The 21080-nt window shown below is 71.0% G+C and carries 19 protein-coding genes and 1 pseudogene; 6 read left to right on the forward strand and 14 right to left on the reverse strand.

The genetic code is table 11. The features are described 5' to 3' along the window. The first annotated feature begins 319 nt into the window (after positions 1-319). Positions 320-772, forward strand: a complete 453-nt coding sequence (locus tag ACXJKD_RS04675; RefSeq protein WP_457253263.1) for a HEAT repeat domain-containing protein — start codon at positions 320-322, stop codon at positions 770-772. A gap of 96 nt (positions 773-868) precedes the next feature. On the opposite strand, the gene ACXJKD_RS04680 is transcribed toward ACXJKD_RS04675, so the two are convergent. Further along, positions 869-2392 carry a hypothetical protein gene (locus tag ACXJKD_RS04680; RefSeq protein WP_457253264.1) on the reverse strand — a complete coding sequence of 508 codons (1524 nt, stop codon included), beginning with the start codon at positions 2390-2392 and terminating at the stop codon, positions 869-871. Between the two features lie 581 nt (positions 2393-2973). Here ACXJKD_RS04680 and ACXJKD_RS04685 point away from each other — a divergent pair. The 3 genes and pseudogenes from ACXJKD_RS04685 to ACXJKD_RS04695 form a co-directional block, all read left to right on the forward strand. Next, a pseudogene (locus ACXJKD_RS04685) lies at positions 2974-3099 on the forward strand (sigma factor); the annotation flags it as partial. 310 nt (positions 3100-3409) lie between these two features. Next, the gene (locus ACXJKD_RS04690; RefSeq protein WP_457253265.1) at positions 3410-3802 is read left to right on the forward strand and encodes a hypothetical protein; all 393 of its coding nucleotides are present in this window, start codon (positions 3410-3412) and stop codon (positions 3800-3802) included. A gap of 310 nt (positions 3803-4112) precedes the next feature. Then, positions 4113-6089, forward strand: coding sequence for a thioredoxin domain-containing protein (locus tag ACXJKD_RS04695; protein ID WP_457253266.1), 1977 nt, complete (start codon positions 4113-4115; stop codon positions 6087-6089). Here the strand turns inward: ACXJKD_RS04695 and ACXJKD_RS04700 are convergent. The 7 genes from ACXJKD_RS04700 to ACXJKD_RS04730 form a co-directional block, all read right to left on the reverse strand. Next, positions 6067-6690 (reverse strand): histone deacetylase, encoded by a 624-nt coding sequence (locus ACXJKD_RS04700; protein ID WP_457253267.1) that lies wholly within the window; start codon positions 6688-6690, stop codon positions 6067-6069. The genes ACXJKD_RS04695 and ACXJKD_RS04700 overlap by 23 nt on opposite strands. Before the next feature lie 67 nt (positions 6691-6757). Beyond that, positions 6758-7510 (reverse strand): FAD:protein FMN transferase, encoded by a 753-nt coding sequence (locus ACXJKD_RS04705; protein WP_457253268.1) that lies wholly within the window; start codon positions 7508-7510, stop codon positions 6758-6760. A gap of 32 nt (positions 7511-7542) precedes the next feature. Continuing rightward, positions 7543-8121 carry an FMN-binding protein gene (locus tag ACXJKD_RS04710; RefSeq protein ID WP_457253269.1) on the reverse strand — a complete coding sequence of 193 codons (579 nt, stop codon included), beginning with the start codon at positions 8119-8121 and terminating at the stop codon, positions 7543-7545. A gap of 8 nt (positions 8122-8129) precedes the next feature. Beyond that, positions 8130-9563, reverse strand: coding sequence for a ferredoxin reductase family protein (locus ACXJKD_RS04715; protein WP_457253270.1), 1434 nt, complete (start codon positions 9561-9563; stop codon positions 8130-8132). Positions 9564-9654: 91 nt separating this feature from the next. Beyond that, complete coding sequence (locus ACXJKD_RS04720; RefSeq protein WP_457253271.1) at positions 9655-10437, reverse strand: TSUP family transporter; 783 nt, start codon at positions 10435-10437, stop codon at positions 9655-9657. After that, positions 10438-11208: an HAD family hydrolase gene (locus tag ACXJKD_RS04725; RefSeq protein ID WP_457253272.1), complete on the reverse strand. Its 771-nt coding sequence runs from the start codon at positions 11206-11208 to the stop codon at positions 10438-10440. Then, entirely contained in the window at positions 11208-12992 is a 1785-nt protein-coding gene (locus ACXJKD_RS04730) for a proline--tRNA ligase (protein WP_457253273.1), read from the reverse strand. Before ACXJKD_RS04730 ends, ACXJKD_RS04725 begins: the two co-directional genes overlap by 1 nt. Before the next feature lie 184 nt (positions 12993-13176). Between ACXJKD_RS04730 and ACXJKD_RS04735 the strand changes: the two genes are divergently transcribed. Beyond that, positions 13177-13788, forward strand: a complete 612-nt coding sequence (locus ACXJKD_RS04735; protein ID WP_457253274.1) for a pyridoxamine 5'-phosphate oxidase family protein — start codon at positions 13177-13179, stop codon at positions 13786-13788. Between the two features lie 67 nt (positions 13789-13855). On the opposite strand, the gene ACXJKD_RS04740 is transcribed toward ACXJKD_RS04735, so the two are convergent. The 3 genes from ACXJKD_RS04740 to ACXJKD_RS04750 form a co-directional block, all read right to left on the reverse strand. Continuing rightward, a complete protein-coding gene (locus tag ACXJKD_RS04740; RefSeq protein WP_457253275.1) occupies positions 13856-14257 on the reverse strand; it encodes a DoxX family protein in 402 nt (133 codons plus the stop codon). 110 nt (positions 14258-14367) lie between these two features. Continuing rightward, complete coding sequence (locus ACXJKD_RS04745) at positions 14368-14607, reverse strand: hypothetical protein (protein WP_457253277.1); 240 nt, start codon at positions 14605-14607, stop codon at positions 14368-14370. Positions 14608-14630: 23 nt separating this feature from the next. Beyond that, on the reverse strand, positions 14631-15476 hold the full coding sequence (locus ACXJKD_RS04750; RefSeq protein WP_457253278.1) for a GNAT family N-acetyltransferase: 846 nt from the start codon (positions 15474-15476) through the stop codon (positions 14631-14633). A gap of 217 nt (positions 15477-15693) precedes the next feature. Here ACXJKD_RS04750 and ACXJKD_RS04755 point away from each other — a divergent pair, with 217 nt between their 5' ends. After that, positions 15694-17085, forward strand: coding sequence for an esterase-like activity of phytase family protein (locus ACXJKD_RS04755; RefSeq protein WP_457253280.1), 1392 nt, complete (start codon positions 15694-15696; stop codon positions 17083-17085). A 9-nt stretch (positions 17086-17094) separates the two neighbouring features. Here ACXJKD_RS04755 and ispG read toward each other — a convergent pair whose 3' ends face one another. From ispG to dxr, 3 genes are read right to left on the reverse strand one after another with little or no spacing between them, the layout of a single operon-like run. Beyond that, a complete protein-coding gene (ispG, locus tag ACXJKD_RS04760) occupies positions 17095-18255 on the reverse strand; it encodes a flavodoxin-dependent (E)-4-hydroxy-3-methylbut-2-enyl-diphosphate synthase (RefSeq protein WP_457253281.1) in 1161 nt (386 codons plus the stop codon). Positions 18256-18306: 51 nt separating this feature from the next. Further along, positions 18307-19668: a M50 family metallopeptidase gene (locus ACXJKD_RS04765; protein ID WP_457253282.1), complete on the reverse strand. Its 1362-nt coding sequence runs from the start codon at positions 19666-19668 to the stop codon at positions 18307-18309. Then, complete coding sequence (dxr, locus tag ACXJKD_RS04770; RefSeq protein ID WP_457253283.1) at positions 19665-20918, reverse strand: 1-deoxy-D-xylulose-5-phosphate reductoisomerase; 1254 nt, start codon at positions 20916-20918, stop codon at positions 19665-19667. Before dxr ends, ACXJKD_RS04765 begins: the two co-directional genes overlap by 4 nt. Positions 20919-21080: the final 162 nt, after the last annotated feature.

Raw genomic sequence — 21080 nt, forward strand, 5'->3', positions numbered from 1 at the left:
GTCCAGCCGCGACAATGGCCCGACCGAGCCCCTGCATCCAATAGCCCGCGACCCTGACTCCGTTGCCAGGGTTGACCACAGCCTTTGCGGTTCCGCGGCAAGCTCACTGACAACCTGTGGGCCAGGCCGGCACGGTCCGTTCAGCTTGATCCGCTCGCTTGGCGAGCCGGGCCATGCGCCTTCTTGCCGCTTCGTGGGCAGCCCTTCACGCGTCCTCTCATGCCGGTGGTCCGCGACGGCTCATCGACAGTTCCGATCGCACTGTCCGCGGCATGTCCGGACGTTGCGTCCTCCCGCTGGTGCGAGATTGAATCGCCCGGTGAACGAGCCCGATCCGGACGGCCCCGACGAACTGCGAATCGGGCCGATCGTCATCCCAATCATCGAGGACGATGACCCTCGTTTCGCAGAGGACCGCGCAGCGTGGTCAGCGGCTCGCACCACTGCTCAGAGCATGCACTCCTGGGAGGAGCTGAGCCGAGGTTTGCATCATCAGGATTGGCGTGTCCGGCACGAGAGCATCCCTAGAATCTCGGCGCGGTGGCGCGAAGACCCCCGAACGCTTCCAGCTCTCCTGGGCATGGCTACTGAGGACCCCTCGCCTGACGTCCGGGACGCGGCCGTGATGTCCCTGACCGACTTTCCCGGGGAGGCCGTTCGCGGCACCTTAGAACTGGCTGCACACGATGCGGACGCTGAGGTGCGTTGGTCGGCCAACTTCTGCCTGGCCCAACATGGCTTCGACCACCAACCGTTCTGGGATCAGGACTGACCGGCGGCCAGTGGCAAGCGTCTGACCGAGCGCCCGCTCATCGGCAGATCCGGTTGACCGTGCGTGGCGCGCACCCGTCGTCGGGAAGGCGGGAGGTCAGGCGGCTTGGTGGCCGTGGCGGTCCAGGGGTCGGGTGGTGTGGGTGCGGCCGTCGGGGGCGGTCCAGGTGCAGATGCCGAGCTCGTCCATCTCAACGTGCCAGCCGGCGTGGTGCTTGAACCCGTGGTGGGTGGCGCACAGGGTCTGCAGGTTGCTGACACTGGTCGGCCCGTCGGGATGTCGGACCACGTGGTCGAGCTGGCAGCGTCTGGCGGCGGTCGCGCAGCCCGGGAACCGGCAGGTGCCGTCGCGGGACCGGACGGCTCGCGCGGTGGCGGCGCCGGGGCGGTAGGTGCGCGGGTCCTGCCAGCGGATCGCGCCGGTGACCGAGTCGCTGCGGGCGAGCCGGACGGTGACGTCGGGGTCGGACAGGAGGGCGACGACGTCGGCGGGAAGCAGCGAGCCGAGCAGCGGCACCTCGGTGTGCGAGGACACGAACCACAGGCTGTCGTCGTGGTCGTGCAGGACCCCGTCGTCGAGCTCCTCGCACCCACCCGGGTCGACGTACCCGGCGTCCGGCTCGGGGTCCCATTCATCGCCAGGCTGGGTGAGGCAGTCGCTTGAGACGCCAGCGCCGGGCCTGGTGCCGCCCGTGATGCCACCCGGTGCGCCGGCCTGCGTGCCGGCCTGCGTGCCGGCCTGGGTGCCGGCCTGGGTGCCGGCCTGGGTGTCGATCGGGGTGTCGATCGGGGTGATGATCGGGGCGACGAGCTCGATGGTGGTGCTGATCGTGGTGTTGGCGGCGATCAGGTCGGCCAGGGCGTCGACCCGCAGCGCGCCGATCCGCTGGCCGGGTCGGGCGCGGGCGTACTCGGCCGCCAGCCCGTCCACSGCGTGCCAGACACGCATCGCGACCGGGGTCGGCAGGKCGGCCACCAACCGGGTCATGCCGGTGCACTCCCCGGGCCGGACCCGCACGTCAGCACGCGCCCGGGCCAGCTCRGCCAGGTGGGCGGCGTCGTCCGGGGCGCACCGGTCGGCCGCGCGCCGGGCCCGGCGCCGCAACGCCGCGCAGGAGGTGTGGGTGATRCCGCCCTCCAGGACCCGGGCCTCGAACTCGTGCAACCGCGCCACCGGCGCCGCACCGGACTCCGCGACGACCGCGTCGACCCGGTAGGGCTCCAGGTCACCCGACCAGGCCAGGGCCTGGACCTGCGGCAGYGCGCACACCACCCGGCGGGCGTGGTCGATCCGGGTCGACATGGTCCGCGGCGACACGTGCAGCAGCGCCGCGAGCGACCCCGCCGCGACCGCATGACCGGACAGCCGCTGACGCCGGCCACCGGACGCGACCGCCTCGGCCGCGTCGAGCTCGCTGCGCTCGTCGCACCGCCGCGCGACGGTCTCCATTGCCGAACGCTGCCGCGCCATCGCCGCGCTCACCACCCGCTGCGACGCCAGCACCAGTGCCTCGGCCGCCTCGACGGGCAGCTCGGCGATCTCGTCGTCGGTGAGGGTGAAGAGCGCACCGGCAAGGACCGCCGGGTCGGTCACCTGCACGCCCTTCACGCTCTCGAACATGTATCCCATCGTAGAGACCACCACTGACAGCCGAAGGTCGCCCGTGTGGAAAACGGTTGGGACGAAAGGGGATTGCGAGCCACGTCGCCAAGCGCTGTCGGGACAACAGCCGCACCCTCAGACCCCGCCACCAGTCCGGCCGGGCTTCCCGCGGGCGATCGGCAAGGCTACGGGCTACCCCGAATCTCACGATCGCGCGCCGGCCGCTGCGCGCGGCACCTACCCTTGCCATGTGCCCAGCGTCCAGGTCTCCGAGGAGCTCAACGACCGCCCCCGACAGACCCTCGGATACCAGACACCACCACAAGCACTGGCCGAGGTGTTGCGTTGACCGCCTGAACCCACACCGATGAGCGTGCGGTTCGCAGGTCCTCCGTGAGACCGTCCCGTCGTGACCATGCCGTCATGTCTCTAGCCTTGGGGCGGAGCCGGTCGTGGGTGGAACCTTTCGGTCCGTTCGGGGGTGTTACTGGTGTGAGCGAGTCGCCGAGTCCCGGCAGTGACGCTGTGCGCGCCATCTATGAGCTGTCCTACCCACGCCTCGTCGGGGGGTTGTCAGCGTTGCCGCCGGGGGTCGCGCAGAGGCTGAGGAATGCGTCCAAGAAGCGTTCATCCGCCTGCTGCGCGAGTGGCCAGCCGTGTCCCAGTTCGACAGCCCCGAGGCCTGGACGCGGAAGGTTGCCTTTCGACTGCTGTCGAACCGACACCGCAAGGCCCGAAACGGGGTCAAGGCTCTCCTACGCATGGGCCCACCCAGCTCGGCACCCGCACCTACCGGTGACGCCTTGGACATCCAACGCGCACTGGCGAGTCTTCCGCTGGGCCAGCGCCAGGTGGTCGTCCTGCTGCGAAGCCGCCGCAGGCGGGACCACCGACCTCATCGCCGGAAACCTGATGCTGCTGGCCGTTGCAGGAGTCGCCGTGACGGCAGCGCTCCACGGCCCTGCGCGCTCCACCACGGACACGGCCACACCGCCGTCCGGTCACGAGGCGACGACCAGCACATCGTCACCATCGGTGACCGCTCGCCTGACGCTGTCCGCCACGACCATGCGGGCGGGCGAGTCACTGTCCGGGCAGATCACCGTCGAGAACAACACCGGCCAACCCATCCGTGTGGCGGGGTGCGGATCGACCTACGCGCTCTCCCTCGTCGGTGGCGACCACCAGGGGCCCCCGATTCGTCACGGTTGCTTGCAGAACTTCACGATCCCGGTCGGCCACAGCACGTACCCGGTGGGAGTCCTCGCGGCATACGACACCTGCTCGAGCATCACGAATCAGCCCCGCCCCTGTCCAGACGCCGGGGGCCTGCCGCCGCTTCCCTACGGCGAGTACGCGGCGACCGCGTTCGCTGGGGACGACGACGCCCCGCTGCCGACACCCGTCGTCGTGACCGTAATGCCCTAGGCACCTTGCGCGATCCCATGCTTCTGGTCCGGATGACCACGCCCACGAGTGGCCGAGAGTTCAGCCCGCCCAGACCCGCAGGCCACAGTCGATGGCTGAAGTCCGGGTCCAACAGCGCGGCTCAGACTCCCAGCCATCCGGGCGACGTCCCGTCTTGCGGGGCCCGACGACGTCGACCGAGCGATGCCCCCACGCACTTCACCCGAAGCGGGGGCATTGCTGCTCCCCATCGAGAGCTTGGCCCACCGTGCCGGGGGGGCAGGAGTCCAGCATTCGCCGTCTCGGGGACCGGTGAGCGAGAGTGGGACGCATGCCGAACCGCCTGGCCGAGTCCACCTCGCCCTACCTCCTCCAGCACCGCGACAACCCCGTCGACTGGCAGGAGTGGGGACCGGAGGCGTTTGCCGAGGCCCGTGAGCGTGACGTGCCCGTCCTGTTGAGCGTCGGGTATGCCGCGTGCCACTGGTGCCACGTGATGGCGCACGAGTCGTTCGAGGACGTGGACGTGGCGCGGGCGCTCAACGCGGACTTCGTCGCGGTCAAGGTGGACCGCGAGGAGCGACCTGACATCGACGCGGTCTACATGGCGGCGACGACCGCGCTGACCGGGCACGGCGGCTGGCCGATGACCTGCCTCCTGACGCCGGAGGGCGACCCGTTCTTCGCGGGCACCTACTTCCCCAAGGGACAGTTCCTCCAGCTCCTCGCGGGGGCGAAGGACGCCTGGACCACCCAGCGGGACCGCGTCCTCGACAGCGGCGCGCACATCGCCGCTCGGCTGCGTGAGCTCTCCGCACCCGTCACGGGCCACCCCCTCGACGCAGCCGCTCTCGATGCCGCCGCGACCCAGCTGCGCGGCCAGTTCGACCACGGCGCAGCGGGATTCGGCGGAGCGCCGAAGTTCCCTCCGTCGATGGTGCTCGAGTTCCTGCTCCGCCACCATGCCCGGACCGGCTCTGCGGACGCCCTCGCGATGGCCGCCAGCACCTGCAAGGCGATGGCACGGGGCGGCATCTACGACCAGCTCGGTGGCGGCTTCGCTCGCTACTCGGTGGACGCCCGCTGGGTGGTGCCCCACTTCGAGAAGATGCTCTACGACAACGCCCAGCTGCTGCGGGTCTTCACCCACCTGCACCGCGCGACGGGCGACCCGCTGGCCCGGCGGGTCGCGCTCGGGACCGCCGAGTTCCTCCTGCGCGACCTCCGCACCCCCGAGGGTGGGTTCGCCTCGGCGCTGGACGCCGACACCGACGGGGTCGAGGGACTGACCTACGCGTGGACCCCAGCGCAGCTGGTCGAAGTGCTCGGCGAGGACGACGGCTGCCGCGCTGCGGCACTGCTCTCGGTCACCGACCAGGGCACCTTCGAGCACGGGTCGTCCACCCTCCAGCTGCTCACCGACCCTGACGACGAGGGCTGGTGGGCCGCAACGCGGGACCGGCTGCTCGAGGCGCGGCTGCTGCGACCCCAACCCGGGTGCGACGACAAGGTTGTCACGTCCTGGAACGGTTTGGCGATCGCGGGGCTGGCCGACACGGGGACGCTGCTCGACCGCCCCGACCTGGTCGAGGCCGCCACGCGCTGCGCCGAGTTCGTCGTCGGCACGCACGTGGTCGACGGCCGCCTGCGTCGCACGTCGCGCGCTGGGTCCGTGGGCACCGCGAACGCGGTGGCCGACGACTACGGCAACCTCGCCGAAGGGCTCCTCGCGCTCCACCAGGCCACCGGTGACCAGCGCTGGCTCGCGGCCGCAGGCGAACTGCTGGCCACCGCCGTCGAGCGGTTCGGGGCGGACGACGGCGGCTTCCACGACACCAGCGACGATGCCGAAGCGCTGTTCACCCGTCCCCGCAGTGCGGCCGACAACGCCGAGCCGTCTGGCCAGTCGGCCCTGGCGGGCGCGCTGCTCACCTGCTCGGCCCTCACCGGCGACCCGTCGATGCGCGAGCGAGCCGAGTCCGCCCTCGCCGCGTCCGGTCAGCTCGCGGCCCGCGACCCGCGGTTCGGCGGCTGGGCGCTGGCGGTGGCCGAGGCGGCAGTGGCCGGACCGCTCCAGGTCGCATTGGTCGGGACCGGTCCCGAGGCAGACGCCCTCGTGGCGGCCGTTCGACGGTCAGACTCCCCGGGCCTGGTCCTGGTGCACGGCGAGCCCGACGCCATGGGCATCCCGCTGCTGGCCCAGCGGCCCCTGGTCGGTGGCCACGCGGCGGCATACGTTTGCCGTGGGTTCGTCTGCGACGCACCGGTGACGGACGTCGTCGCGCTCACCGCTGCGCTGAGTCGCTGACCAGGTCGGCGATGCGGGGCCGGTCCCACTCCGGGCCGATGCCGGGTCGTCCGAGGAGGTAGTCGGCGATCTCCGGGTCGGAGAGGTCGTGGGTCTCGCGCAGCCCTGTCACCAACGTCGCGAGATAGGCGGAAGTCGGTGAGTTCCGTTGCAGGACAAGCGGATCAGGTGCGGTGAAGGTGAGGACCGGCAGGCCTTCGAGCTCCCCCACGAGGTGCAGCGCCTCATAGTGGCCGGGGCCCAGGTGGTGCCGCGAGTGCGTGAGGACGTGGGTGAGGTCGAGGTCCTCCCCCGGCAGCTCGCGCCGCTCCTGGGCAGCCACGTCGGCGAACTGCTGCTCGCTCACGAGGTAGGCCCGGGCCAGCGTCGGGCCCGGCGAGTCCGCGTCGTAGAACGCGATGCCCCCGCCCCAGGTCGGTGACGTCCACGCGAAGAACATCTCTCCGGGCAGGGTCAGCGCGCGGTCGTCCTCGGGCTGGGTGCTGTCGCGCGCCCCCGGGTAGGTGCGGCTCGCCCCTTCCGGCCGACCTCCGTCGAGGTAGTGCAGGAAGCGGTCCCGCGACAGGTTGCTGCCGTAGCTCGCGTACCAGACCTGCGCCACAGGACCACTGTCCCAGACCACCAGCAGGGTCAGGTCAGCAGCCGCGCCTGAGGAACCTCGCAGGGGGTCAGAGCACGAGCGAGCGGTATGCCGGGTCGGCACCTTCCAGCGTCGCCGCGCCTGCGGCCGGGTCCACGAAGAGGGCAGTCGCCCACACGTCGGCCCACAGCAGGGTCGGGCCCCAGACCGTGGCCGAACCGGCACGACCGATGGGCGTGCCCGTGCGGGGGTCGACCACGTGCGCGCCACGAGCCGCGGCTCCGGACGTGGCCAGCCCACCGGCCCGGAGCGGGATGGTCGCGGCCACCGCCCCCGGCACCCGCGGGTCCTCGACCCCGATGTGCCAGGTGCTCGGGACGGCGTCTCGACCCGCCCCGGCCAGCAGGTCCCCTCCGGCGTTGACGCACCAGGAGATGCCGGGGACGTGGCGCAGGTGCAGGGCCGCGCGCTCGACCGCCCAGCCCTTCACCAGCCCCGTGGGGTCGTGGTGGGCGCCGTCGAAGGAGGCGCTGAAGAGGCCACCGGTGCGGCGCTCGGCGTCCACACACAGCTGCTCGACCTCGGCCAACCAGGGGTGGACCTGCGCGGCGGACACGTCGCCGCGGCGCAGCCGCATCAGCTCGCTGTCCGGCCGCCAGGTGCTGAACACCGCGTCGGCCCGGTGCAGGACACCCCAGACCTGCTCGACCGCCGTCCCCACCTCGGGCCGGTCGACCTCGCCGCGGACGTGGACCGACACCGGCAGGCCCATCACCTGTTCGACGAAGGCCCGGCGGGGTGCACTGTCGGACGAGCCCGGCTGGACGGTCGACCGCGTCACGGGGCCGGTACCTGCGCGAGTGGTCACGGCACTCACAGGTGGGCCTGGTCGATCGCGGACTGCAGCGAGGAGAGGTATCCCTCGGAGGTCACGGTCGCCCCCGAGACCATGTCGATGGAGGCGCTCTGTGCAGAGACCGCCTCCTGGTTGAGCACCGGGAGGGCGACGGAGTTGATCTGCTCGTCCTCGTGGTTGCCGTTGGGGTAGACGATCGCCTCCGACGCGGTGATCTTGCCGGCCACGACGGTGATCCGCACCTGCACCGGCCCCCAACGGGTCTGCACGGTGTCGCCGTCATAGGTCTTGCTCGCAGTGCTCCCCGAGGTCGTGGCGGAGCCGCTCGTCCCCGAGTCAGTGCTGCTCGAGCCGGAGGTGCCGGAGCCGGTCGTCCCGGAGTCCGTGGTCCCGGAGCCCGTGGTCCCGGAGCCCGTGGTCCCGGAGCCCGTGGTCCCGGAGTCGGTCGTCCCGGAGCCGGTGCCGGCCGCGGCGGGGGCCTGCACCGAGGTGCCGGCGGCCACCGCCGTCCCGGCACCGCCGGTCGACGTGTGGTAGCTGAACAACAGCACGAGGGTGGTCAGGGTGGACAGCGCCCACAAGGTGATGCGTCGCATGGAGGCTCCTAGTACTCGAACCGCTCGAGGTGGACATGGGTGGGCGGGACACCGCAGGCGAGGGCGGCCTGCCGGGCGGCGTCCATCCAGCCGGGGGCGCCGCAGAGGTAGACGTCACGCTCGGCGACGTCCGGCACCAGCTGCGCGAGGGCCTCGGCGTCGCTGAGGTGGGCGGCAGAGGCCGGCAGCCAGGTGTCCCGACCGGGGACGCGGGGACCCTCGACGGTGACGTAGCGCGCTCCGCGGCTGCTGGCGAGGTCGACCAGCTCCTGCCCGAGGACGAGCTGGTCACGGGTGCTGGCGCGGTGGACGACCACCACGTCACCGGGGTCCTGGTCGAGGTCCTCCAGGAGGGCGCGGATCGGCGTGATCCCGATCCCCGCACCCATCAGGAGCACCTTCTGCCGGGTCCGGACCCCTGCGTGGAGACGCCCGTAGGGGCCTTCGACGAGCACCCGGGTGCCGGGTCGCAGGTCGGTGAGCCGACGGGTCCCGTCGCCGACGTGGGCCGCAGTCACCCTGAGGTGCCTCCCGTCAGGGGCGGCCGAGAGCGAGTAGGGGTTGGCCCGCGTCCAGCCCGGTCCGTCGACGAACCGCCACTGGAAGAACTGGCCGGCAGCCGGTCGGAGCGCAGCCACACCGGGCCCGCCGACGACCACCGAGGTGACCCCGGGCGCCTCCTGGTGGACGGCGACGACCCGCAGCGGCGAGCGCAGCGAGCGCACCAGCGGCACCCCGATCCGGAACCCGAGCACGGACGCGGCACACGCGGCATACAGGCTCCACCAGAAGACGGTCGAGGCGGTGGAGGCGAGGAACTCCTGACCGGTCCACAGCTGGTGCGGCAGCGCGAGCCCCGCGCCCAGGTAGCCGTAGAGGTGGATGAGGTGCCACGACTCGTAGCGCAGCCGGCGACGCGCCGTGCGCACCGAGGTCACCACCACGAGGCAGAGCGCCACCGTGCCCGCCACCGCCAGCAGCATGCCGGGGTAGTTGAGGACGAAGTCGACGATCGTGCCCCACAGGCCCAGCGTGGACGCCGCGGCATACCCGAGGGTGATCAGGACGATGTGCGCCCAGAGCAGGTTGAACGAGGTGAAGCCGACGAGGCGGTGGGTGCGGGCGAGCTCGTCCTGGCCCCAGGCCTGCTCGAACCACGGGATGCGCGCCATGAGGAACACCTGGACGAGCAGCAGCGCCGACGCGATGAGCCCCGTGAGGCGGCCGACGGACGTGAGCGCTCCCGAGAGCGAGCCGAGGTCCTGGACCCCGCCGTGGGCGACCCACAGGGCGGTGACCCACAGGAGCACCAGCCAGAACGCCGCGACCGACGCGTCGCGCCACCAGCGCGGGACGAGTCGTGGGGTGCTGCCCCGACGGGGGTGCGACGCGGGCTGGGAGGCCGCGGTCACCGCGGCTGGAGGCAGGTCGATCGTGGTCACAGGAAGACTGTGCGGTCGCAGTCTGGGTGTTTGCTGTGGACCAGCCATGACTGGCCGCTGAACCTCGGCAACCCGCCGTCCGCGGGTCTGCTCAGCGCCAGATGCCGAGCACCGAGCCGCCGATCCTGACGATGAACGCCACCAGGACGACCACGAAGACCACGCGCACGAACCTGCTCCCCCGGGCCACCGCCGTGCGGGCGCCGACATAGCCGCCCGCGATGTTGGCCACCGCCATGACGAGCCCGATCTGCCACATCACGTGGCCACCCGGCACGAACACGGTGAGGGCCCCGAGGTTGGTGGCGAAGTTGGCGATCTTCGCCTTGGCGCTGGCCTCGAGGAAGGCGTAGCCCATCAGCCCGACCAGCGCGAAGACAAGGAACGACCCGGTGCCGGGACCGAGCGCACCGTCGTAGACGCCGATGACGAAACCGGTCAGCATCGCCACCACGGTGTGTCGGTGGCCATCGAACCGCAGCGCGGTCTCGACGCCCAACGAGGGCTTGGCCACCGTGTAGGCACCGACGACGACGAGCATGCCGAGGATGATCGGGTTGAACGCCGACTTGGGGATGTGCAGACCGATCAGTGCGCCACCAACCGCCCCGACATAGGCCACGGCGGCCATTGGGAGCGCAGTGCGCAGGTCGGGACGGACCCTGCGCCAGTAGGTGATCGAGCTGGTCGTGGTGCCGAAGATGGAGGCGATCTTGTTGGTGGCGAGCAGCTGGGCGGGGCTCGCCCCCGGGAAGCCGAGCAGCAGAGCCGGGAGCTGCACCAGTCCCCCGCCACCGACGACGGCGTCGACCCACCCCGCCCCGAAGCCCGCGAGGGCCATGAGGAGGAGCGTGGTCAGGTCGAGGTCGGGCACCTACCTGCCCAACCAGCCGTCGACGATCCCGAGGATGTCGAGCAGCTCGTGGGCCTGTGCGTCGGGGGTGACCTCGACCGGCACCACCTGCGACGCGGGAAGGTCACTGTGGGGCACCCAGATCGCCCGCATGCCGACCTGCTGGGGGCCGTGGACGTCCTCGTACAGCCGGTCGCCGACGTAGGCCGCCTCGGCCGGCTGGACCCCGACCGCCGTGCACGCTGCGAGGAACGCTTCCGGGTGGGGCTTCACGACGTGGATCTCGGAGGAGTAGACGTCGCCGTCGACGAGGTCGAGCACGCCATCGCGCTGGAACACCTCGCGGTGGTATTCACGGCTCCAGATGGTGTTGGACAGCACGCCGATCTTGAGCCCGCGGTCGTGCAGTCCTTCCCAGAGCGGGCGCACCTGCGGGTCGGTGTGGGTGTGCGGCTCCCAGAACCTCCGGTATGCCGCGAGCGCCAGCAGGTGCCGGTCGTGGTCCGCGTCGACCCCGGCGTCCGCGAGGATCGCCTCGATCGAGGCGCTCTCGTGGGTCTGGCGACCGCGCGACCAGGCCCGCTCCTCGGCGGCGTGGATCCGCACCGCCAGCGAGTCGGCCTCGGCCAGGTCCTCGGGCGACATGGCCGGGTCCTCGACCGGAAGACCGTGCACCTCGCGGGCGAAGACCCGCCACTGCTGCGGGAGGTCGACGTCGTGCCACGGGGTGAGCGTGCCGCCCCAGTCGAAGATGACCGCCCGGAGTGGGGCCGTCGAGGGTGCGGCACCCATCAGGACGCGCTGCCGCGGACCTCGCGGATGACCTCGGTGACGACGTCGTCAGCCGAGACCTCGCGGCGTTCGCCGGTGGCGCGGTCCTTGATCTCGACGATCCCCTGCTCGAGCGACTTGCCGACCACCACGATGGTGGGCACCCCGATCAGCTCGGAGTCCTTGAACTTCACGCCGGGGCTGACCTTCTGGCGGTCGTCGTAGAGGACGGAGAGCCCGGCCGCCTCGAGGGCGCGGGTGATCTCCTCGGACTTCGTGAAGACCTCGGGGTCGCGGGTGACGTCCTTGCCGGTGGCGACCACGTGCACGTCGACCGGGCTGATCTCGCGCGGCCAGCGCAGGCCGAGCTCGTCGTGGTTGCCCTCGGCGACGCAGGCGACGGCACGGGAGACCCCGACGCCGTAGGAGCCCATGATCACGGTCTGGAGCTTGCCGTTCTGGTCGAGCACCTTGAGGTCGAGCGCCTCCGCGTACTTGGTGCCGAGCTGGAAGATGTGTCCCATCTCGATCCCGCGGGCCGACTCGAGCCCGTGGCCACAGCTGGGGCAGGCGTCGCCGGGGCGCACGTCCGCGGCCTCGATGGTGCCATCGGCGGTGAAGTCACGACCCGCGACGAGGTCGACCACGTGCTTGCCGGCCTCGTTCGCGCCGGTGACCCAGCGGGTGCCCTCGACGACCCGGGGGTCGAGGAGGTAGCGGACCTTCGACGGGGACTCGGAACCGAGGGCCTCCGGACCGATGTAGCCCTTGACCAGCGCGGGGTTCGCCGCGAAGTCCTTCTCCTCGAAGGCCTCCACGGCGGCGGGCTCGACCTGCGCGCCGAGGCGCTTCTCGTCGATCTCCCGGTCGCCGGGCACGCCGATCGCCAGCGGCTCGCGCGTGCCGTCCGGGTGCACGAGGACGACGAGCACGTTCTTGAGCGTGTCCCCCGCCGCCCAGGGCCGGTCCTCCCGCGGGAAGTGCGCGTTGAGGTGGGCCACCAGGGTGTCGATGGTGGGGGTGTCCGGAGTGGACTCCGCGTGGGCAGCCGGCACGTCGGCATACGGGAGGGCGTCGGGGACCGGGACGCGCACGGCCTCGACGTTCGCCGCGTAGCCGCAGTTGGGGCAATGGACGTAGGTGTCCTCGCCGTTCTCGGCGGTGGCGAGGAACTCCTCGGACTTGCTGCCGCCCATCGCGCCGGCCATGGCCTGGACGATGACGTAGTGGAAGCCGAGCCGGTCGAAGATGCGGATGTAGGCGTCGCGGTGCAGCTGGTAGGCCTTGTCGAGCCCGGCGGGGTCGATGTCGAAGGAGTAGGAGTCCTTCATGACGAACTCACGACCGCGCAGCACCCCGGCCCGCGGACGCGCCTCGTCGCGGTACTTGGTCTGGATCTGGTAGATCGCGAGGGGCAGGTCCTTGTAGGACGAGAACATGTCCTTCACCGCGAGGGTGAACATCTCCTCGTGGGTCGGCCCGAGCAGGTAGTCGGCGCCCTTGCGGTCCTTCAGGCGGAAGATGTTGTTGCCGTACTCGGTCCAGCGACCGCTGGCCTCGAAGGGCTCCTTGGGCAGCAGCGCGGGGAAGAGCAGCTCCTGGGCGCCGATCTCGTCCATCTCCTCGCGCACGATCGTCTCGACCTTGCGCAGCACCCGCAGACCGAGCGGCAGCCAGGTGTAGATGCCGGGGCTGACCCGCCGGATGTAGCCGGCGCGGACGAGCAACCGGTGGCTCGGCACCTCGGCATCGGCCGGGTCCTCGCGAAGGGTTCGCAGGAACAGGGTCGACATGCGCAGGGCCACGTGGCACTCCTCGGTTGGCGGACAACCCCCAGAGGATATCCGCCGGTATGCCGCGGGCTCACCACGGTTTCCCCGCGCACCTGCTCCCGCCCGCCCCGTCGCGGCGTGTGCGCGCCCCGTCGCGTCGGGTGCACGAGCCCGCGCCGGACCGCGGACTGGCGCCCACGACTGCGAGAATGTGGCCATGACCCGCATCGAGACCGTCGACCAGCTGGTCGACCTGCTCGGGGAGCCGCTCCCCCGCGTCCGCGACAAGGCCCGCCCCGCGCTGCACGAGCTCGACCGCGACTGGCTGGCGGCTTCGCCGTTCTGCCTGGTCGCGACCTCGGACGCGCAGGGCCGGTGCGACGTCTCGCCGAAGGGCGACCCGGCCGGCTTCGTGCGGGTGCTGGACGACACGACCATCGCGCTCCCCGAGCGGCTGGGCAACAAACGGGCCGACGGCTACCAGAACATCCTCGCCAACCCGCACGTCGGACTGCTGTTCGTCATCCCCGGGCGCGGCGACACCCTGCGGATCAACGGCCGCGCCCACCTGGTGTCCGACGCGCCGTGGTTCGACGAGATGGTGGTCAAGGGCCACCGTCCGGTGCTGGCGCTGGTCGTCGAGATCGACGAGGTGTTCGGGCACTGCGCCAAGGCGTTCATGCGCAGCAAGCTGTGGCACCCCGAGACGTGGGACCCGATGGCGGTGGGGTCCCGCCCAGAGATCGCGAAGGCCCTCGAGCGACCGGAGGACTCCATCGAGGAGCTCGAGCGCTACTACGGTGAGCAGTACTCGACGGGGCTGTACTGACGCGCTGCCAGGTGCCTGCCAGGGGCGCTGCTGGCTGCAAATCCCGACGGCACTCCTCGCTGCACCGCTAGCTGCGCCCGGCGGCCTTGAGCGCGGTGCGGATCAGCGGCAGCTGGAGCGGGAGCCTGGCCAGCGTCCCGGCGAAGGCGGCCTGCGCCGACGGCGTGCCCCTGCGCTGTGCCCGCTTGCCGTAGTTGGCGCTCATCTGGACGTTGCCCGGCAGGATGGCGACGAGGAGGGCGGCACTGGCCCACCCGGCATACCGACGGGTGCGGGGGTGCAGCAGCCCCGCCGCGCAGGCGAGCTCGGCGACTCCGGACGCGTAGATCAGCTCACGGCGACGCGGGAGGGAGTGCGGCACCAGCGGCTCGAAGACCTCGGGCTTGACCAGGTGGGTCGTCCCGGAGGTGATGAACAGCCCGGCGAGGCCGATGATGTCCTTCGTCAGGGGCGCGACGGTGCGGGGCATGTCGCCATCCTGTCAGCCGGCCCGATGGGCCGGTCAGCCGGCGCGGTGGCGATCGGGCGGCGCGGTGGCGATCGGGCGGCACGGTGGCGGTCAGTCGGCGCGGTGGGCGGTCAGTCGGCGCGGTGCTCGCGGAGGTACGCCCACCTGGCCCGCACCGCGAAGGCGGACGCGATCCCGCCCACGACGAGCAGCACGACGCCGACCCACAACCACGCGCGGCCGGCCGGGTCACGGCCCGGGACCACGACCACGAAGACCCCGAACGCGAACAGGGACAACGTCATCCAGACGAGGGCGTTACCTGCGGCCGGGGTGTCTGGCCTCGGCTCGGACTCCAGTGTCGGATCCATCAGCTGACGCTGTTCACGGGCAGTCAGAGCAGCACGGTCGAGAACGTGCCGACGTCCTCGAACCCGACCCTGGCGTACGTCGCCCGGGCGCTCTCGTTGAAGTCGTTGACGTACAACGTGACCCAGCGCGCCCGCGTCTCCATGACCTGCTCCACCACAGACGCCATCAACGGCACGGCAAGCCCACGGCCGCGCAGGTGCGGCGCGAGCCACACCCCTTGCAGCTGGGCACAGCCGAGGGCGACCGACCCCACGTCGGCCTTGAAGATCACGGCGCCGTCCTCGATCGCCACGAACGTGTGGCCGCGGTCGATGAGCGCCAGGAGGGCGGAGCGGTATGCCGCGCCCGAACCGGTGTAGGGCGGGTAGCCGATCTCGCCCTCGAACATGTGCGCGGCAGCCGGCATGACGAGGTCGACCTCGGCCTCGGTGGCGGGGCGGACCCGGGGGTCGAGCTCGAGCCCGAGGGCTGACGGCCGGTCCATGGTGCTCATGAGCGGCTGTCGCGCGCGCACGGCCCGGGCGGGACCCCAGGCCGGCTCGAGGTGTCGCCACAGCTCGCTCACCTGGTCGGAGGGCCCGAGCACGGACGCGCAGTGGCGACGCCACCGCCGCACCCGGTCGGCGAAGAAGCTGATGGTCTCGTCGTCGGCCTCGACCGGCACGAGGTTGGCGCTCGACCAGCACAGGGACTGCAGCGTGCCGCCGACCTTGTGACCGAGCACCGTGCCGGGCTGGGTGCTGAGGACGCCCTCCAGGAGGCGCGCGGCGACGAAGACGTTCGCGGGGAGGTTTTGCGCGCACACCTCCAACGCGGCGTCGCGGTCCGAGGGCGACAGCGCGTGGACCGGGTTACGGGTGCGCAGCACCCCGTCAGCCTAGGCGGTGAGGTGGCTCTTCCGCCGCCCATCCCCAGAGGTCGTCCTGCGGTCCACAGGCTGTAGCCGGGAGAGCCACACTGTCGGACCCACGGGCGGACGACGTACCTGGGTCAAGAACGAGACCGTCGAGGAGCCGCAGCCCAGTGCGGACCAACGAGCCACCACCGCTCGCGCGAGAACCACGACGCCCACACAGGAGACCATCATGACCACTACCGAACGGGCCCTGGCAGCCTTTCCCCCCATCCATCGCGGCGATGCACGGACCCGTGCCGTGTGGACGCGAGCCGGGTGGACGCGCACCACGGGACGTGCAGCAGCGGCGGCGCTCTTCGCCACCGCGCTCGCCTCATCGCCCAGCAGCGCCACCCCGGGCACCGATGCCCCGGATGCCGCCCCCGACGCATCCACCACGGCCGCACAGTCGCGGCTCATCGGACGTTCGTCCCTCCCGGCGGAGACATATCGACCGGGTTCCGCRCAGTCTGGCTACTTCCAGACCGGGACGACTGCCGTTCCTCGGCCCTACCCTGCCCAACCAGTGCAGGGGTTCTCGGCGACGCACCGCAACGCCGATGGCAGCTACCTCGTCATGACAGACAACGGGTACGGGCAGAAGGGCAACAGCCAGGACTTCGAGCTCGTCGTGAACCGCATCCGACCCGACACCGCGTCGGGAACGACGGCCTACCTCGGCCTGCAGTTCGTCCTCAGCGATCCCGATCACCACGTCGACTGGACGATCTGGCGGGACGGGGGCTGCGCAGCGGCCACCGTCCTACCGGCTGGCTACACGTGCCCTCCCCGGGACCGGGTGCTGACCGGCTGGGACCTCGACCCGGAGTCGATGCAGGTCGCGCCGGACGGGACCTTCTGGTTCGGTGACGAGTTCGGGCCGTTCCTGCTCCACGCGGACGCCCAAGGTCGGCTGCTGGAGTCCCCCATCCCGACGCCTGGCGTGAAGGCGCCGCAGAACCCGAGCCTCGCGGCAGGCGGGGAGCCCAACCTCGCGTCGTCCCGAGGGTTCGAGGGGATGGCGATCTCGCCCAACGGCCAGCGGCTGTATCCGATGCTCGAGGGGTCCCTCGCCGAGGACAAGGCTGCCGGGCTCGCCTCCGACCTTCGCATCTTCGAGGTCAAGGTGAACCAGGACCTCGAGGCACAGTTCACCGGCACCTACTGGCGCTACCGCCTCGAGAGCCCCGGTGACTCGATCGGTGACGCGATCGCCATCGACGACCACCAGCTCCTGGTCGTCGAACGCGATGCCGGGGCAGGCCCGAACGCGCACTTCAAGGCAGTCTTCACCGTGGACCTCAAGGACCGGGACCACGACGGGTATGCCGACAAGCAGCTCCTCGTGAACCTCCTGGCCGTCCCGGATCCTGCCAACGTCGGCAAGCTCGGGGCATTCTTCCCGTTCTCCTTCGAGACCATCGAGGACCTGGCTGTCATCGACGACCACACGATCGCCGTCATGAACGACAACAACTTCCCCAACACCGGTGGCCGGTCGGCCGTCCTGCCCGACCCGAACGAGTACATCGAAGTCGCCCTGGACCAACCGCTGGGTGTCGACCCGCGGCTGCTCCGATAGCGCTGACGGTCAGCCGACGGTGACCGAGGGGGCGCCCGCGCTCTCCTCGGTCATCGGCTCGCCCATCTCCTCGGCGATCCGCATCGCCTCCTCGATCAGGGTCTCGACGATCTGGCTCTCGGGGACGGTCTTGATGACCTCACCCTTGACGAAGATCTGGCCCTTGCCGTTGCCGGAGGCCACACCGAGGTCAGCCTCGCGGGCCTCCCCCGGTCCGTTCACGACGCAGCCCATGACGGCCACCCGGAGCGGCACGGTCATGCCCTCGAGCCCAGCGGTGACCGCGTCGGCGAGCTTGTAGACGTCGACCTGGGCGCGCCCGCAGGAGGGGCACGAGACGATCTCGAGCTTGCGCGGCTTGAGGTTCAAGGACTGGAGGATCTGGTTGCCGACCTTGACCTCCTCCACCGGCGGGGCGGACAGGGACACCCGGATCGTGTCGCCGATGCCCTTGGACAGCAGCGCACCGAAGGCCGTCGCCGACTTGATCGTGCCCTGGAAGGCCGGTCCGGCCTCGGTGACGCCGAGGTGCAGGGGCCAGTCACCGCGTTCGGAGAGCATCTCGTAGGCCTTGACCATGACGACGGGGTCGTTGTGCTTGACCGAGATCTTGAAGTCGTGGAAGTCGTGCTCCTCGAAGAGCGAGGCCTCCCAGACCGCGGACTCGACCAGCGCCTCGGCAGTGGCCTTGCCGTACTTCTCGAGCAGACGGGGGTCGAGAGAACCCGCGTTGACGCCGATTCGGATCGAGACGCCTGCGTCCTTCGCAGCGGCGGCGATCTGCTTGACCTGGTCGTCGAACTTGCGGATGTTGCCGGGGTTGACCCGCACCGCGGCGCAGCCGGCGTCGATCGCGGCGAACACGTACTTCGGCTGGAAGTGGATGTCGGCGATGACGGGGATCTGCGACTTCCGGGCGATCGCGGGCAGCGCGTCGGCGTCGTCCTGGCTCGGGCACGCGACGCGCACGATGTCACAGCCCGAGGCGGTCAGCTCGGCGATCTGCTGCAGCGTGGAGTTGATGTCGGTGGTCGGGGTCGTGCACATCGACTGCACCGAGATGGGCGCGTCACCGCCGACCTCGACCTTGCCGACCTTGATCTTGCGCGTCTTGCGCCGGGGCGCGAGGACGGGCGGGGGCAGGGCCGGCATACCGAGTCCAACAGTCATGGTTGCAGTATCTCCCAAGGGGATGGTGGGTCGGGAGCCGGCCGGGGCCGGTCAGCCGAGCTTGACGGGCTTGACGAAGTCGGCGTAGATCAGCAGGGCCGACATCCCGATGAGCACCATGGACACGGCATACGCCACCGGCAGGGCCTTGGCGACGTCGACGTGGCCGGGGTCGGGGCGCTTGAGCAGGCGGGCGGTGTTGCGCTTCAGCCCTTCCCACAGCGCGCCCGCAACGTGGCCGCCGTCGAGCGGCAGGAGCGGGATGAGGTTGAAGACGAAGAGGGCGAGGTTCAAGCCGACCATCAGGGACAGGATGGTGACGAACCGGCCGACGACGCTGTTGTCGAGCCCCTCCACCTGACCGGAAGCGACCTCACCAGCAGCGCGGCCGACTCCCACGACCGACTGCGGTCCGTTGGGGTCACGCGCCTCGGAGCCGAAGGCGGCTTGCGCGACATCGGTCAACCGCTGCGGCAGGTGCAGGAAGAGCTCACCGACGTGCCCTACGTAGCTGCCGATGATCCCGGGGACGACGGTGAGGGACTGGCGCTCGCGAGCCATGACGGGCGCGGACGTGACGCCGAGGAAGCCTGCGCTCACCACGACGGGGTCCCCGGCGTCGTCGACGAGCGGCGTGCCGTCCTGACCGACCTGCTGGATCGTGTTGCGGATCGGCGTGACCTGCAAGGTCTGCTGCGCGCCGTCCCGGAGCACGACGACGGGGGTCGACTCCCCGATCCGCGGACGGATCAGCTTGCCGACGTCGGAGGTGCGCTTGATGGGCTGCCCGGCGACTGACAGCAGCTTGTCGCCCGCCTTGACGCCGGCGAGGAAGGCGGGGGTCTTGGGGTCCGTGGGAGCGCAGGTGGCCTTGGTGGCGGCGGCGCTGGCCGGCACCACACATTCGGCGACGGTGGCGACGACGGCGCCGTCCTTCTCCACCTCCTGGCCGTAGATGGTGACGATCCCGCTGAGGACCACCACGGCGATGAGCAGGTTCATCACCGGGCCACCCATCATCACGATGACCTTCTTGGGGACCGAGAGCTTGTAGAAGACCCGGTCCTCGTCGCCGGGCTTGATCTCCTCGAGGCTCAGCTGGCGGGCCTCGTCGGCGAGCTGGGTGAACCGCCCGGTGCTCGACACCCGGATCGTCCCCTCGGCGTCACCCGGCCGCGGCGGGAACATGCCGATCATCCGGATGTAGCCGCCGAGCGGGATCGCCTTGATGCCGTACTCGGTCTCGCCACGACGGGTGGACCACACGGTCGGACCGAAGCCGACCATGTACTGGGTCACCTTGACGCCGAACTTCTTGGCGGGCACGAGGTGGCCGATCTCGTGCAGGCCGATCGACAGCCCGACCCCGAGGACCACGAGGAGCACGCCGACCACGTAGAGGAGGACGGTCATCGGTGCATCGCCCCCTCGGTGTCCGCCAGCGGTGTCGCGGTCATCCGTCCAGTCTGCAAAGCCAGCACCTTCCGTGCCTCGTCGCGCGCCCAGCGATCAGCGCGCATCACGTCCTCAACGGACAGTGTCCCTGATTCGATCCCCGCTGCGCTGCCGGATGCGTGTTCCTCGACCACTCGGGCGACCGTGTCCACGATCTCGACGAAGCCGAGGTGACCGTCGTGGAACGCGTCCACCGCGACCTCGTTGGCCGCGTTGTAGACCGCCGGGTACGTGCCTCCGGCCTCCCCCACCTGGCGGGCGAGCCGCACCGCCGGGAACGCCTCGTCGTCGAGCGGCTCGAAGTCCCAGGACTGCGCCTGCGTCCAGTCGACGGGCACGTCGACGTCCGCCAGCCGCTCCGGCCACGACAGCCCGAGTGCGATCGGCACCAGCATCCGCGGCGGACCGGCTTGCGCGATGGTCGAGCCGTCGACGAACTCGACCATCGAGTGGATCATCTGCTGGGAGTGCACGACCACGTCGATCCGGTCGAACGGGATGTCGAAGAGGAGGTGGGCCTCGATCACCTCGAGCCCCTTGTTGACCAGGGTCGCCGAGTTTGTCGTGATGACCCGCCCCATCGAGAAGTTCGGGTGCGCCAGCGCGTCGGCCGGCGTCACGTCGCGCAGCGACTCGCGGCTGCGCCCGCGGAACGGGCCACCGCTCGCCGTCACCACGAGCCTGCGCACCTCCTGGGCGCGCCCGCCCCGGAGCGACTGCGCGATGGCGGAGTGCTCCGAGTCGACCGGCACGATCTGGTCGGGGCGGGCCGCCGCCTTGACCAGCGGGCCCCCGACGATGAGCGACTCCTTGTTGGCCAGCGCGAGCGTCGAGCCCGCCGCGAGGGCCGCGAGGGTCGGCCGGAGCCCGATCGCGCCGGTGATCCCGTTGAGGACGACGTCCGCACCGCACCCGGCGGCCGCGACAGCTGCGTCGTCGCCGACCACCACCTGCGGCCGGTATGCCGCGCGGCCGGCTCGCGCGGCATACGCGGCGATCGCCTCGGCCACCTGCTCGTGGGTGCCCCGCGCGACCGCGACCAGGTCGACGTCGAAGGTGACGGCCTGCTCGGCGACGAGCTCGAGGTTCGAGCCGGCCGAGAGGGCGACCACGCGGAAGCGGTCGGGGTTGCGCGCGATGACGTCCAGGGCCTGGGTGCCGATGGAGCCGGTGGAGCCGAGGACTGCAACGGTGCGCGGGGAAGTCACTGCCCCATTGTCGCTCATGCGGAGCGTGGTGACCGCCGAGCCGGTCCCTTGTCGGCCGCAACCAAGGCAAGACCGAAGATCCCGAAGAGGACGGCGACCCCCGCGAGGGTCGCCGGGTGCACGACCCACCGGGCGGCCTTCACGCGCTCGCGGTGGCGGGAG

The organism is Pedococcus sp. P5_B7 (assembly GCF_054049895.1).